We start from the raw sequence: 13,941 nt of genomic DNA, 5'->3' as shown, positions 1-13,941 counted from the left end.
AAGGCCCTCGACAGGTCGTAGCGGATTCAGCGCAATATTTTCAAATGGTCGAAGACTGATTGACACTAACGTCACTGGATTTTCGGCAGATACACTTCCCGACAGCGATTACGCAGACAACCCAGGTCGAGCCGCCCTTTGTGCGCGCATCCATCAACGACCCGTGCCCGCCCTTCGCATCGGATTTATAACAGTAGCAACGCAGACCACGAGAACGCCATGGCCGGGTTGATCCCCCAGAGCTTCATTGACGACCTTCTGAACCGCACCGACATCGTCGATGTGGTCAGCTCGCGCGTGCAATTGAAGAAGGCCGGCAAGAACTACACCGCCTGCTGCCCGTTCCACAAAGAGAAAACCCCGTCGTTCAGCGTGAGCCCCGACAAGCAGTTCTATTACTGCTTCGGTTGCGGTGCCGGCGGCAACGCGCTCGGTTTTCTCATGGATCACGACAACCTGGACTTCCCCCAGGCCGTCGAGGATCTGGCCAAAGCGGCCGGCATGGAAGTCCCCCGCGAAGAAAGCGGTCGCTCGCACAAGCCGCGTCAACCGACCGATTCGCCGCTGTACCCGCTGCTCACTGCCGCCGCTGACTTTTACCGCCAGGCACTCAAGAGCCACCCGGCACGCAAAGCTGCCGTGGATTACCTCAAGGGCCGCGGCCTGACCGGCGAAATTGCCCGGGACTTCGGCCTAGGTTTCGCCCCGCCGGGCTGGGACAATCTGTTCAGGCACCTGAGCAGCGACACCCTGCAGCAGAAAGCCATGATCGACGCCGGGTTGCTGATCGAGAACGCCGAAACCGGCAAACGCTATGACCGCTTCCGCGATCGCGTGATGTTCCCGATCCGCGACACCCGTGGGCGCATCATCGCCTTCGGTGGGCGAGTACTCGGGGACGACAAACCCAAGTACCTGAACTCACCGGAAACCCCGGTCTTCCACAAGGGCCAGGAACTCTACGGCCTCTATGAAGCCCGCAAGAACAACCGCAACCTCGACGAAATCATCGTCGTCGAGGGCTACATGGACGTCATCGCTCTGGCCCAACAGGGCTTGCGCAATGCCGTCGCAACACTGGGCACCGCCACCAGCGAAGAACACCTCAAGCGCCTGTTTCGCGTAGTGCCGAACGTATTGTTCTGCTTCGACGGTGACCAGGCCGGCCGCAACGCCGCGTGGCGCGCCCTGGAAGCCACCCTGAGCAGCCTGCAGGACGGGCGCCGGGCACGCTTTCTGTTCCTGCCCGAAGGCGAGGATCCGGACACCTTGATCCGCGCGGAAGGCACCGATGCCTTCCGCGCCCGCATCAATCAGCATGCCCAGCCACTGGCGGATTATTTCTTCCAGCAGTTGACCGAGGAAGCCGACCCACGCTCACTCGAAGGCAAGGCGCACATGGCAACGCTCGCTGCACCGCTGATCGACAAGGTGCCCGGTGCCAACCTGCGCATCCTGATGCGCCAGCGCCTGACCGAAATCACCGGCCTGAGCAGCGAAACCGTCAGCCAACTGGCCCAGAGCGCTCCGCAGGAAGCGCCACCCGCCTATGATCCAGGCATCGATTACGACGCCATGCCGGATTACAGCGACTATCATCAGCCGCAGGCACAGGACATGTATGTGCCGCAGCAGGAGTGGACGCCGAAGAAGCCCGGCACCGGCGGCAAGAAATGGGACAAAAAACCCTGGGACAAGAACGGCAAGCGCGGCGGCGATCGCGACCAGCCACGTGCCCCGCGAGTGCCGGCGGCCGTCGAACCACCCACACTGGCAGCCCTGCGCACCTTGCTGCATCACCCGCAACTGGCGGAAAAAGTCGAGGATGCCGGGCACTTTGCCGACGAAAACCAGACCAACGCACAGCTGTTGGTGGCACTGCTCGAAGCCGTACAGAAGAATCCCAAGCTAAACTCATTTCAGTTGATCGCGCGATGGCACGGAACCGAACAGGGACGCCTGCTCAAGGCACTGGCGGAAAAGGAATGGCTGATCGACGGAGACAACCTTGAACAACAGTTTTTCGACACCATTACTAGCTTGTCAGCCCGCCAACGCGAGCGAAACCTGGAACAACTACTCAGAAAAGCCCGTCAAAGCGAATTGAGTACCGAAGAGAAAAACCAACTGCGCGACCTATTGAGTCGCAATGTTTCCGCATCAAACCCGACCTCAACTGGCGCGTGAGGTCATAGCTCAGGTATAATCCTCGGCTTGTTTTTTGCCCGCCAAGACCTTCAGTGGATAGGGTGTTATGTCCGGAAAAGCGCAACAGCAGTCTCGTATTATTGAGTTGATCAAACTGGGTCGTGAGCAGAAGTATCTGACTTACGCCGAGGTCAACGACCACCTGCCCGAGGATATTTCAGATCCGGAGCAGGTGGAAGACATCATCCGCATGATCAACGACATGGGGATCCCCGTACACGAGAGTGCTCCGGATGCGGACGCCCTTATGCTGGGCGACGCCGATACCGACGAGGCCGCTGCGGAAGAAGCAGCCGCTGCGTTGGCGGCGGTGGAGACCGATATCGGTCGCACCACTGACCCGGTGCGCATGTACATGCGTGAAATGGGTACGGTCGAACTTCTGACTCGTGAAGGCGAAATCGAAATCGCCAAGCGTATCGAAGAGGGCATCCGTGAAGTGATGAGCGCCATCGCGCACTTCCCCGGCACGGTTGACCACATTCTCTCCGAATACGATCGCGTCACCTCCGAAGGTGGTCGCCTGTCCGACGTCCTGAGCGGCTATATCGACCCGGACGATGGCACTACGCCGCCGGCCGCCGAAGTACCGCCACCGGTCGACGAGAAAGCGGCCAAGGCCGATGACGACTCCGAAGACGATGACGGCGAATCTTCCGATGACGAAGAAGAAGCCGAAAGCGGTCCGGATCCGGTAATCGCCGCCCAGCGCTTCGGTGCTGTCGCCGATCAGATGGAAATCACCCGCAAGGCCCTGAAAAAGCACGGTCGCAACAACAAGGCAGCGATTGCCGAACTGTTGGTTCTGGCCGAGCTGTTCATGCCGATCAAACTGGTTCCGAAGCAATTCGAAGGCCTGGTCGAGCGTGTTCGCAGCGCCCTGGATCGCCTGCGTCAGCAAGAGCGCGCGATCATGCAACTGTGCGTACGTGATGCACGCATGCCACGCGCCGATTTCCTGCGTCAGTTCCCGGGCAATGAAGTCGACGAAAGCTGGGCCGACGCTCTGGCCAAAGGCAAGGGCAAGTACGCAGAGGCCATCGGCCGCCTGCTGCCGGACATCGCTCGCTGCCAGCAAAAACTGATCGCACTGGAGACCGAAACCGGTCTGACCATCGCCGAGATCAAGGACATCAACCGTCGCATGTCGATCGGTGAGGCCAAGGCCCGCCGTGCGAAGAAAGAGATGGTTGAGGCGAACCTGCGTCTGGTGATCTCCATCGCCAAGAAGTACACCAACCGTGGCCTGCAATTCCTCGATCTGATCCAGGAAGGCAACATCGGTCTGATGAAAGCGGTGGACAAGTTCGAATACCGTCGCGGCTACAAGTTCTCGACCTATGCCACCTGGTGGATCCGTCAGGCGATCACTCGCTCGATCGCCGACCAGGCCCGCACCATCCGTATTCCGGTGCACATGATCGAGACGATCAACAAGCTCAACCGTATTTCCCGCCAGATGCTGCAGGAAATGGGTCGCGAACCGACCCCGGAAGAGCTGGGTGAGCGCATGGAAATGCCTGAGGACAAGATCCGCAAGGTATTGAAGATCGCCAAAGAGCCGATCTCCATGGAAACCCCGATCGGTGATGACGAAGACTCCCATCTGGGTGACTTCATCGAAGACTCGACCATGCAGTCGCCAATCGATGTCGCCACTGTTGAGAGCCTGAAAGAAGCGACCCGCGAAGTGCTGTCCGGCCTCACTGCCCGTGAAGCCAAGGTTCTGCGCATGCGTTTCGGTATCGACATGAACACCGACCATACGCTCGAAGAAGTCGGCAAGCAGTTTGACGTGACCCGTGAGCGGATCCGTCAGATTGAAGCCAAGGCGCTGCGCAAGCTGCGCCACCCGACGCGAAGCGAGCATCTGCGCTCCTTCCTCGACGAGTAATACCAGAACCCCCGGCCCAGGCCGGGGGTTTTGTTTATGCAGATTAAATACTTCGCAGCCCCCTCCCCACGCATACCCCGTCTACACTCGAAACATTCCCCGAGCCATAACGAGACCGTTATGCCCAGACTGCCGACCGTGCTTTTTTTGCTGTCGCTGATGACCTGGACCGCAACGGCTGGCGCGCTGACTCTTTCCGACGAAGAACGTAGCTGGTTGGCGGCCCACCCGGACTTGCGCCTGGGTGTCGATGCGTCGTGGCCCCCCTTCGAGTTTCGCGACGATCAGGGTCGCTATCAGGGTCTGGCGGCCGATTACATCGACGTGATTCGCCAGCGCCTGGCGATCAAACTCACGCCCATCGAGCCGGTGAACTGGTCGGTGGTGCTGGAACAGGCCAAACAAGGCTCCCTCGATCTGCTGCCCGGCATCATGTCCACCCCCGAACGCCAGACGTATCTGTCGTTCACCCGTCCCTACCTGGACTTCCCGATTGTCATCCTCGCCCACGTCGGCGGGCCACAGCCGCGCAAACTGGAAGACTTGTATGGCCTGAAAATCGCCGTGGTGGAAAACTATGCCCCCCACGAACTGCTGCGCACCCACCATCCCGACCTGAATCTGGTGGCAATGCCCAATGTCAGCTCGGCCTTGCAGGCCCTGGCGACCGACGAAGTCGACGCAGTAGTCGGCGATCTCGCCTCCAGTGTCTGGAGCCTGCGCCAGCTCAAACTCGACGGCCTGTACGTCAGCGGCGAAACGCCGTATCGCTATCAACTGGCGATGGGCGTGCCCCGTGACAACAAAATGCTGGTGGGCATTCTGGACAAGGTCCTGGCGGACATGAGCCCGGAGGAAATCAGTTCCATCCAGGAGCATTGGGTGGGCAATGTCCTCGATCATCGGACATTCTGGTCAGATCTGCTGGTTTACGGCCTGCCCGGCCTGACGCTGCTGGTGATCGTGCTGGCGGTGGTGATTCGCATCAACCGCCGGCTGAGTTCGGAAATCTCCCGGCGTATCGACCTCGAACAGGAGTTGCGCAGTAGCGAGTACCACTATCGCGGACTGGTGGAGAGTCTGTCGGCGATTGCCTGGGAAGCACGGATCAGCGACTTCACCTACAGCTACGTGTCGCCCCATGCTGAAGACCTGCTCGGTTATCCACTGTCCCACTGGCTGATCCCGGGCTTCTGGCGCAACATCATCCATCCGGCGGACCTGACCCGCGCGCAGAGTTTCTGCGATCACGAAGTCCTCGCCGGACGCGACCACAGCCTCGATTACCGCGTGATCACCGCCGATGGCCGCTGCCTGTGGGTGCGCGATATCGTCAGCCTGATCGAACACGGCCACGAGCCGGTGATGCGCGGACTAATGATCGACATCAGCGAAGCCAAGCGCACCGAGGATGCGCTGCGCCAGTCGGAGCAGAAGTTCGCCTCGGTTTTCCAGCAATGCCCGGACATTCTGGTGATAGCACGGCTGTCGGATGGTTGCCTGCTGGAAGTCAACGAAGCCTTCGAGGAACAGATCGGGCTCAAGGCCGAAGATGTGGTCGGCCAGACCGCCACCGAGCTCAATATCTGGGGTATTCCCGGCGTCGGCCCCGGGCTGTTGCAGCGGCTGCAGGCCGGCAGTATCCGCAACCTGGAGATGCCCTTTCGCCGCAATAATGGCCAGGTGTTCACCGGCCTGATTTCCGCCGAGCCATTCGACCTCGACACCACCCCGGCGCTGGTGGTCGTGGTACGTGACATCACCCAGCTCAAGGAAACCCAGCAGCAGTTGCAAACCTCCGAAGAGAAGTTCGCCAAGGCCTTCCACGCCTCGCCGGACGGCTTGCTGCTGTCGCGCCAGAGCGATGGCCTGCTGATGGAAGTCAATGAAGGTTTCAGCCGCATCACCGGGTTCAACAGCGCCATGTCGGTGGATCGCTCGGCGCTGGATCTGGGGATCTGGGTCAATCTCAACGAGCGCAAGCAGATGCTCGACCTGCTGCACCGTGACGGTTTCGTCCGTGATTTCACCTGCCACATCCGCCGCAGCGACGGGCAGATCCGTCTCTGCGAAGTGTCCAGCCGTCCCCTGCCGATCGGCGACGACAACTGCATGTTGACCATCGCCCGGGACATCACCGAGCGACACCTGATGCAGGAAAAGCTGCAACAAGCGGCGACCGTGTTCGAAAGCACCGCCGAGGGCGTGTTGATCACCGACACCCAGCAACACATCAGCGCGGTCAATCGCGCCTTTACCGAAATCACCGGTTACAGCGAAAGCGAAGCCCTCGGCCACACCCCGCGCCTGCTGGCCTCGGGACTGCATGACAGCGCCTTCTATGCGGCGATGTGGCATCAGTTGACCGCCGAAGGTCACTGGCAGGGCGAGATTTCCAACCGGCGCAAGAATGGCGAGTTGTATCCGAGCTGGCTGACGATCAGCGCCGTGCGCAATCGCGACAAGTTCATCACCCACTTTGTTGCCGTGTTCGCCGACATTTCCAGCCTCAAGCACGCTCAGGCCAGACTCGATTACCAGGCCCACCATGACCCGCTCACCGGCCTGCCGAACCGCACGCTGTTCGAAAGCCGCCTGCTCATGGCGCTGAACAACCAACAAGAAAACGGTGGTCAGGGCGCGGTCCTGTTTCTCGATCTGGATCGCTTCAAGCACATCAATGACAGCCTGGGTCACCCGGTTGGCGACCTGCTGCTCAAAGGCATCGCCGTGCGCCTCAAGGAACAGCTGCGTGACATCGATACCGTGGCGCGCCTGGGTGGCGACGAATTCATCATCCTGCTGCCCGGCCTGCAACAGGCCAGCGACGCCGACAACATCGCCACCAAGCTGCTCAATTGCTTCAGCGCACCGTTCCAGGCCGGGGAACATGAGTTCTTCATCAGCGCCAGCATCGGCACCAGCCTGTACCCGCGCGACGGCTGTGATGTGGCAACGCTGGTGAAAAACGCCGACGCGGCGATGTACCGCTCCAAGGCCAAGGGCCGCAACCGCGTCGAAAGCTACACCCGCGACCTGACCGCCCAGGCCAGCGAGCGAATCGCTCTGGAACACGAACTGCGCCGCGCCATCGAGCGCGACGAGTTGTATCTCTACTACCAGCCGAAAATCAGCCTCGATGACCACAGCCTCGTCGGCGCCGAAGCCCTGATCCGCTGGCGTCACCCAACCTTCGGCGATGTGCCGCCGGAGCATTTCATTCCGCTGGCCGAAGAAAACGGCATGATCCTGCAGATCGGTGACTGGGTGCTGGAAACCGCGTGCCGGCAGATGTTCGAGTGGAACCAGATCTACGACTGCCTCGGCCCGCTCTCGGTCAACCTCGCCGGTGCGCAGCTGCGTCAGCCCAACCTGCTGGGACGGATCGAGCAACTGCTCAAGGACAACCTTCTCAACCCGGATTTACTGCAACTGGAAATTACCGAAAACTTCATCATGAGCCAGGCCGAAGAGGCACTGGCGGTACTCCATCAGCTCAAACACCTCGGCGTTCAACTGGCCATCGACGACTTCGGCACCGGTTATTCCTCGCTGAGTTACCTCAAGCGTCTGCCCCTGGACATCCTCAAGATCGACCAGTCTTTCGTTCGCGGCCTGCCCGACGACCCCCACGACGCGGCGATTGTCCGCGCCATCATCGCCCTGGGCCGCAGCATGCAATTCACTGTGATCGCCGAAGGTGTGGAAACCCAGGCCCAACAACAATTCCTCGCCGCCGAAGGCTGCGAACAGATCCAGGGCTACATCGTCAGCCTGCCCTTGCCACCAGAGGAATTCGCCGCGACGTTTCTTCGCATAGCCGTAACCAATTATTCGGATAGCACAGCCGAGAAACCGTCGCTATAATCCGCGACCTACTGAGGGCCTATAGCTCAGTTGGTTAGAGCAGAGGACTCATAATCCTTTGGTCCACGGTTCAAGTCCGTGTGGGCCCACCAAATTGAAAGCCGCGCAAATGCGCGGCTTTCGTGTTTCTGGCCTCCCCTTTTTATCCAGTCGCCCACCCTCAAAATCCGGAAAGTGTCCACGTACACCGGGCCGCTCCGATAATGGTCCACAAGCGTCGCACAGACCGAATCTGTAACATGCACAAGCCACCGTCCCGTGCTCATGGAGTCCCCTTGCCAGAAACTCGCCCCCCCGTGCTTGATGAAATCGATCGCCAATTGATCGCGGCCCTGCAAATCAACGCCCGCGAGAGCGTGGCGATGCTGGCCCGGCAACTCGGGATCGCTCGTACGACCGTGACGTCACGCCTGGCGCGGCTGGAAAAGGCCAAAGTGATCACCGGTTATGGCGTACGCCTTGGCCAGCGGGTAGTCGATGGCGGGTTGCAGGCGTATGTCGGGATCAAGGTTCAACCGCGCTCCGGCAAAGAAGTGTTGCGGCGGCTGAGTGCGATGGCGCAGGTACAGCAGTTGTGTGCCGTGAGTGGCGAATTTGATTACGTGGCGTGGCTGCGTACCGATTCGCCGGAGCAACTGGATCAGTTGCTGGATCAGATCGGCAGTGTGGACGGGGTGGAAAAAACCACGACGTCGATCATTCTGAGCAGCAAGATTGACCGGGGGCATCCGGTTTGAGTTTTTCGGTCGCCTGATCACCTCGTTCGCAGGCTAGTCCGCTTCGACAGTAGTCGATATGCGCATCAACATCGTCACATTGATCATCAATCTGGCAAAACGACGACACTTTGCGTCTTATTAACGTGTTCTCCGCTCCCTAGAATGGCTGGCATCTTTTCCTATACTCAGACGCGCATCCCGCGTCGGGTCGCCAGCAAGGTCAGCCATGAACAAGAACAATCGCCATCCTGCAGACGGTAAAAAGCCGATCACCATTTTCGGCCCGGACTTTCCTTTCGCTTTCGACGACTGGATCGAGCACCCGGCTGGTCTCGGCAGCATTCCAGAGCACAATCACGGCGCCGAAGTGGCGATCGTCGGCGCTGGCATCGCCGGTCTGGTGGCTGCTTATGAACTGATGAAGCTCGGCCTGAAACCGGTGGTCTACGAGGCTTCCAAGCTCGGCGGGCGTCTGCGTTCGCAGGCGTTCAACGGCACCGACGGCATCGTTGCCGAGCTTGGCGGCATGCGCTTCCCGGTGTCGTCCACCGCGTTCTACCACTACGTCGACAAACTCGGCCTGCAGACCAAACCCTTCCCCAACCCGCTGACGCCGGCCTCCGGCAGCACCGTGATCGATCTGGAAGGCAAAACCCATTACGCACAGAAACTGGCGGATCTTCCTGCACTGTTCCAGGAAGTGGCTGACGCCTGGGCGGATGCTCTGGAAGCCGGCTCGCAGTTCTCCGACATTCAACAAGCGATTCGCGACCGCGACGTGCCACGCCTCAAGGAGCTGTGGAACACCCTCGTGCCGCTGTGGGACGACCGCACGTTTTACGACTTCGTCGCCACCTCCAAGGCCTTCGCCAAGCTGTCGTTCCATCACCGCGAAGTGTTTGGTCAGGTGGGTTTCGGCACCGGCGGCTGGGACTCGGACTTCCCCAACTCGATGCTGGAAATCTTCCGCGTGGTGATGACCAACTGCGACGATCATCAGCATCTGGTGGTCGGCGGTGTGGAACAGGTGCCGCAAGGCATCTGGCGTCATGTGCCGGAGCGCTGCGTACACTGGCCTGAAGGCACCAGCCTCAAGTCGCTGCACCACGGCGCCCCGCGTTCCGGCGTGAAAAAAATCGCCCATGCCCCGGATGGCCGTTTCGCGGTCACCGACAACAATGGCGACACCCGCGAGTACGCCGCCGTGCTGACCACTTGCCAGAGCTGGCTGCTGACCACCCAGATCGAATGCGAGGAAACCCTGTTTTCGCAAAAGATGTGGATGGCCCTCGACCGCACCCGCTACATGCAGTCGTCGAAGACTTTCGTGATGGTCGACCGGCCGTTCTGGAAAGACAAAGACCCGGAAACCGGCCGCGACCTGATGAGCATGACCCTCACCGATCGCCTGACCCGTGGCACCTATCTGTTCGACAACGGTGACGACAAGCCCGGCGTGATCTGCCTGTCGTATTCGTGGATGAGTGACGCGTTGAAAATGCTTCCACATCCGGTGGAAAAACGCGTGAAACTGGCACTGGATGCGTTGAAAAAAATCTACCCGAAGGTCGACATCGCTGCGCGGATCATCGGCGATCCGATCACCGTGTCGTGGGAGGCGGATCCGCACTTCCTCGGCGCGTTCAAGGGCGCCCTGCCCGGCCACTATCGCTACAACCAGCGGATGTACGCGCACTTCATGCAGGACGACATGCCGGCCGAGCAGCGCGGGATTTTCATCGCCGGCGACGACGTGTCGTGGACGCCGGCGTGGGTCGAAGGCGCGGTGCAGACCTCGCTCAACGCCGTGTGGGGGATCATGAAACATTTCGGCGGAGCCACACATAAAGAGAACCCTGGCCCGGGTGATGTGTTCAAAGACATCGGCCCTATCGCCCTGCCCGAGTAAGAGGAATCCCCGATGCGTGTAGCCCTTTACCAATGTCCACCGCTGCCTCTGGAACCCGCCGCCAACCTGCAGCGCCTGCATCGACTGGCGATGGAGGCCAAGGGTGCCGACCTGCTGGTGCTGCCGGAAATGTTTCTGAGCGGCTACAACATCGGCAAAGAGGCGGTCAGCACTTTGGCCGAGGTCCACAACGGTGAATGGGCGCAGCAGATCGGCCGGATCGCCAAGGCTGCCGGCCTGGCGATCCTCTACGGTTACCCTGAGCGAACTGCGGACGGCCAGATCTACAACGCGGTGCAGTTGATCGACGCCCAGGGCGAACGCCTGTGCAATTACCGCAAGACGCACCTGTTTGGTGATCTCGACCGCTCGATGTTCAGCCCAGGCGAAGGCGATTTTCCAATCGTCGAGCTCAACGGCTGGAAGCTCGGTTTCCTGATCTGCTACGACCTGGAGTTCCCGGAAAACGCCCGGCGCCTGGCCCTTGCGGGCGCCGAACTGATTCTGGCACCGACGGCGAACATGATTCCTTTTGATTTCGTCGCCGACGTCACCGTCCGCTCCCGAGCCTTCGAAAACCAATGTTACGTGGCTTACGCCAACTACTGCGGTCACGAGGGCGATATCCATTACTGCGGGCAAAGCAGCATCGCCGCCCCGGATGGCAGCCGCATCGCCCAGGCCGGACTGGATGAAGCCCTGATCGTCGGCGAGCTGGATCGCCAGTTGATGGTCGATTCCCGCGCCGCCAACCGCTACCTCCACGACCGTCGCCCGGAACTTTACGACGCGCTGAACAAACGCTAATCCGCTAGCATGGGCACTTCTCTGTTCTGGAAGTGCCCATGTCTGCGCCGACTCACCCCCGCCCTCACACCGAAACCCTGGCCAACGGCTTGCGCGTGACACTGCGTCATGTGCCCGGCCTGAAGCGCAGCGCCGCTGCGTTGCGAGTGGCAGCCGGTAGCCACGATGTCCCGTTGGCGTGGCCGGGGCTGGCGCATTTTCTTGAGCATTTACTGTTTCTCGGCACCGAGCGTTTTCCGGCAGATCAGGGGCTGATGACCTACGTGCAGACCCACGGCGGGCAAGTGAATGCCAGCACCCGTGAGCGCACGACCGATTTCTTCTTTGAACTCCCGCCGACGTCCTTCAGTGCGGGGCTTGAGCGTCTGTCAGACATGCTCGCTTACCCGCGTATGAATCCGGACGATCAACTGCGTGAACGGGAAGTGCTGCACGCCGAATTCATCGCCTGGTCCCAGGATGCCGTGGCTCAGCAGCAATTCGCGTTGTCCGACGGGTTGTCGGCAATCCATCCGCTGCGTGGTTTTCATGCCGGCAACCGCGACAGCCTGCCCGTTTCGCAAGCGGATTTTCAGCAGGCACTGAGGGATTTCCATCAACAGTTCTATCGCACCGGGCAGATGACCTTGAGCCTGGTCGGGCCGCAGAGCCTTGAACAGTTGCGGGCGCTGGCGGAGCAGTTCGCAGCCGTCCTGCCGGCTGGGGATAAAGTGGCGCAGTCGGCCCCACCGTCATTGATGGAGGGCGAAACGACAAGTTATCAACAGGTCGCCGAGCGACGGCTTGACCTGTTGCATGCGTTCGAGGCCTTGCCTGAGTCATCCGCCGAAGCGCTGGCGTTTCTCTGTCATTGGCTGAACAGCGCAAAGCCTGGCGGGTTGCTCGCGCATTTGCGCAAACATGGCTTGGCGGACCGTTTGGAAGCCACGGTGCTGTACCAATTTGCCGGGCAGACGCTGCTGCATCTGGCGTTCACGGCGCCCGCCGAGACACCGGACGCCCTCCGTGAACAACTGCGCGATTGGCTGGGCTTCTTCGCCGCCCAACAGGATTGGCCTGCCCTGCGTGAGGAATATGCAGCCCTGCTTCAGCGCCAGCAGCAGGTCAGCAGCGCGCTGCAACTGGCGCGACTGGACAGCGAACAGCGCGACAGCGGTTTATCCGAATCCGGTGTGGCCGCCCTCAAGCAGATCCTGCAAAAAATCGGCGCTGTGGATAACTTCAGCAGCCATTGGCAGCTGCCCGCCGCCAACCCGTTTTTGCGCGCAGCAGAACCACTCGCCAACGCCGGACTGATTCGCGGACAAACCAGCGCCCACCGAGGGTTGCGCACCTTTGCCCAGGATCGTTCGCGCAGCCGTCGCGAACGCTCGCCGATGCAGTTCAGCCAGGCTTTGCCGGACAACAGCGCTGAGGGGGCGATGTTCCTGCGCTGGCAAATGGAAGCGACGGCCACTGCCGATCTGCAAGCGAGGCTGCAACGCAGTCTGCGGGATGTGACTGACGACGCGCGTCAGGCAGGGGTTGAGTTGTCATTCACGCCAACCGGCAATCAATGGTTGCTGAAGCTGATCGGCCTGCAAGATCCGCTGCCCGTTGTCCTCGAGCATGCGCTGAAAAATCTGACGCAGATTGATGCCGATTCCGCGCTGTCCGAGCAGGAACAGCCGTTGATGCCGATCCGCCAGCTACTCAAAGCCTTGCCCGAGCGATGCCTGCAACCACTGCCGCCATCCGATGACATCGGCCACCTGTGGACAACTTCCCGTTGGGACGGCCTGGCCCTGGGCCTCAACGCGCAGACTCAAGCGGCCATGGGCCTGGCCCTGAGTCGTATTCCCGGTACACCGGACAATCAATTGCCGATCCTGCCTGCACCGGTCGCTGAACATCGCTGGAGTCATGTCGAAACGGACTCCAGCGAACACGCATTGCTGCTGTTTTGCCCAACGGCCACCCGCGAAATCGCTGACGAGGCTGCATGGCGTTTGCTGGCGCACCTTTGCCAGGCACCGTTCTATCAGCGCCTGCGGGTCGAATTGCAGTTGGGGTATGCGGTGTTCAGCGCCCTGCGCCAGATTCAGGGCCGGACGGGATTGTTGTTCGGCGTGCAATCGCCAACGGCCCCCGCCGGGGAATTGCTCGGTCACATTCAGCGTTTCCTCGAAGCCCTGCCAGCGCTGATCGAACAACACGATGACGCCAGCCTCATCGAACAGCGCCAGTTGCTCGCCGGGCAACTGGACGCCAGCGTGCTGTCCAGCAAGGATGCCGCTGAGTGGCTGTGGCAGTCGAAGCTGGCCGGCCATTCGTCGGATTATCTGGCACGACTGACCGCGGCGCTGGGTCAACTGGATCGTCCGGCGCTGCTGACGGCGGCTCAACGTCTGATCCGCGCCGACGGTGGCTGGCTGTGCTTGGCGAACAGTGTCGGGCCGGGTGCGCCCTGGCAAGCGACAAAGTGATCATTACCGGGGCTGCAAGGAGCTTTCTCAAAGATTCATGGGCCAAGCCGTTGAAATTTTGAGTAACATAGC

The 13,941-nt window shown here is 60.7% G+C and carries 7 protein-coding genes and 1 tRNA gene; all 8 read left to right on the top strand.

Translation table 11 applies throughout. The annotated features are described in order from the left end of the window. Positions 1 to 219: 219 nt before the first annotated feature. The 8 genes from dnaG to pqqF all read left to right on the top strand — a co-directional run bounded on the left by dnaG (position 220) and on the right by pqqF (position 13,869). Positions 220 to 2,187 carry a DNA primase gene (gene dnaG, locus KVQ74_RS03385; protein ID WP_217829577.1) on the top strand — a complete coding sequence of 656 codons (1,968 nt, stop codon included), beginning with the start codon at positions 220 to 222 and terminating at the stop codon, positions 2,185 to 2,187. A 67-nt stretch (positions 2,188 to 2,254) separates the two neighbouring features. Further along, positions 2,255 to 4,102, top strand: a complete 1,848-nt coding sequence (rpoD, locus tag KVQ74_RS03380; RefSeq protein WP_217829576.1) for an RNA polymerase sigma factor RpoD — start codon at positions 2,255 to 2,257, stop codon at positions 4,100 to 4,102. Positions 4,103 to 4,222: 120 nt separating this feature from the next. After that, positions 4,223 to 7,969: an EAL domain-containing protein gene (locus KVQ74_RS03375; RefSeq protein ID WP_217829575.1), complete on the top strand. Its 3,747-nt coding sequence runs from the start codon at positions 4,223 to 4,225 to the stop codon at positions 7,967 to 7,969. A 15-nt stretch (positions 7,970 to 7,984) separates the two neighbouring features. Continuing rightward, positions 7,985 to 8,061: transfer RNA gene (locus KVQ74_RS03370), tRNA-Ile, on the top strand. A gap of 183 nt (positions 8,062 to 8,244) precedes the next feature. Further along, positions 8,245 to 8,706, top strand: coding sequence for an Lrp/AsnC family transcriptional regulator (locus KVQ74_RS03365; RefSeq protein WP_217829574.1), 462 nt, complete (start codon positions 8,245 to 8,247; stop codon positions 8,704 to 8,706). 208 nt (positions 8,707 to 8,914) lie between these two features. After that, positions 8,915 to 10,597 carry a flavin monoamine oxidase family protein gene (locus KVQ74_RS03360; RefSeq protein ID WP_217829573.1) on the top strand — a complete coding sequence of 561 codons (1,683 nt, stop codon included), beginning with the start codon at positions 8,915 to 8,917 and terminating at the stop codon, positions 10,595 to 10,597. Positions 10,598 to 10,609: 12 nt separating this feature from the next. Beyond that, positions 10,610 to 11,404 (top strand): carbon-nitrogen hydrolase family protein, encoded by a 795-nt coding sequence (locus tag KVQ74_RS03355; protein WP_217829572.1) that lies wholly within the window; start codon positions 10,610 to 10,612, stop codon positions 11,402 to 11,404. A 38-nt stretch (positions 11,405 to 11,442) separates the two neighbouring features. Further along, complete coding sequence (gene pqqF / locus KVQ74_RS03350; RefSeq protein ID WP_217829571.1) at positions 11,443 to 13,869, top strand: pyrroloquinoline quinone biosynthesis protein PqqF; 2,427 nt, start codon at positions 11,443 to 11,445, stop codon at positions 13,867 to 13,869. The last annotated feature ends 72 nt before the right edge of the window (positions 13,870 to 13,941 follow it).

The sequence above is a fragment of the Pseudomonas botevensis genome, assembly GCF_019145475.1.
GTDB lineage: Bacteria > Pseudomonadota > Gammaproteobacteria > Pseudomonadales > Pseudomonadaceae > Aquipseudomonas > Aquipseudomonas botevensis.
The sequence above is the reverse complement of the archived record's forward strand: the minus strand, read 5'-3'. Positions and strand labels throughout refer to the sequence as shown.

What these genes read in the sequence shown, in the direction of transcription:
- dnaG (WP_217829577.1), top strand. Translation starts at nt 220, where the DNA reads ATGGCCGGGTTGATCCCCCAGAGCTTCATTGACGACCTTCTGAACCGC.
- pqqF (WP_217829571.1), top strand. Translation starts at nt 11,443, where the DNA reads ATGTCTGCGCCGACTCACCCCCGCCCTCACACCGAAACCCTGGCCAAC.
- KVQ74_RS03355 (WP_217829572.1), top strand. Translation starts at nt 10,610, where the DNA reads ATGCGTGTAGCCCTTTACCAATGTCCACCGCTGCCTCTGGAACCCGCC.
- KVQ74_RS03360 (WP_217829573.1), top strand. Translation starts at nt 8,915, where the DNA reads ATGAACAAGAACAATCGCCATCCTGCAGACGGTAAAAAGCCGATCACC.
- KVQ74_RS03375 (WP_217829575.1), top strand. Translation starts at nt 4,223, where the DNA reads ATGCCCAGACTGCCGACCGTGCTTTTTTTGCTGTCGCTGATGACCTGG.
- rpoD (WP_217829576.1), top strand. Translation starts at nt 2,255, where the DNA reads ATGTCCGGAAAAGCGCAACAGCAGTCTCGTATTATTGAGTTGATCAAA.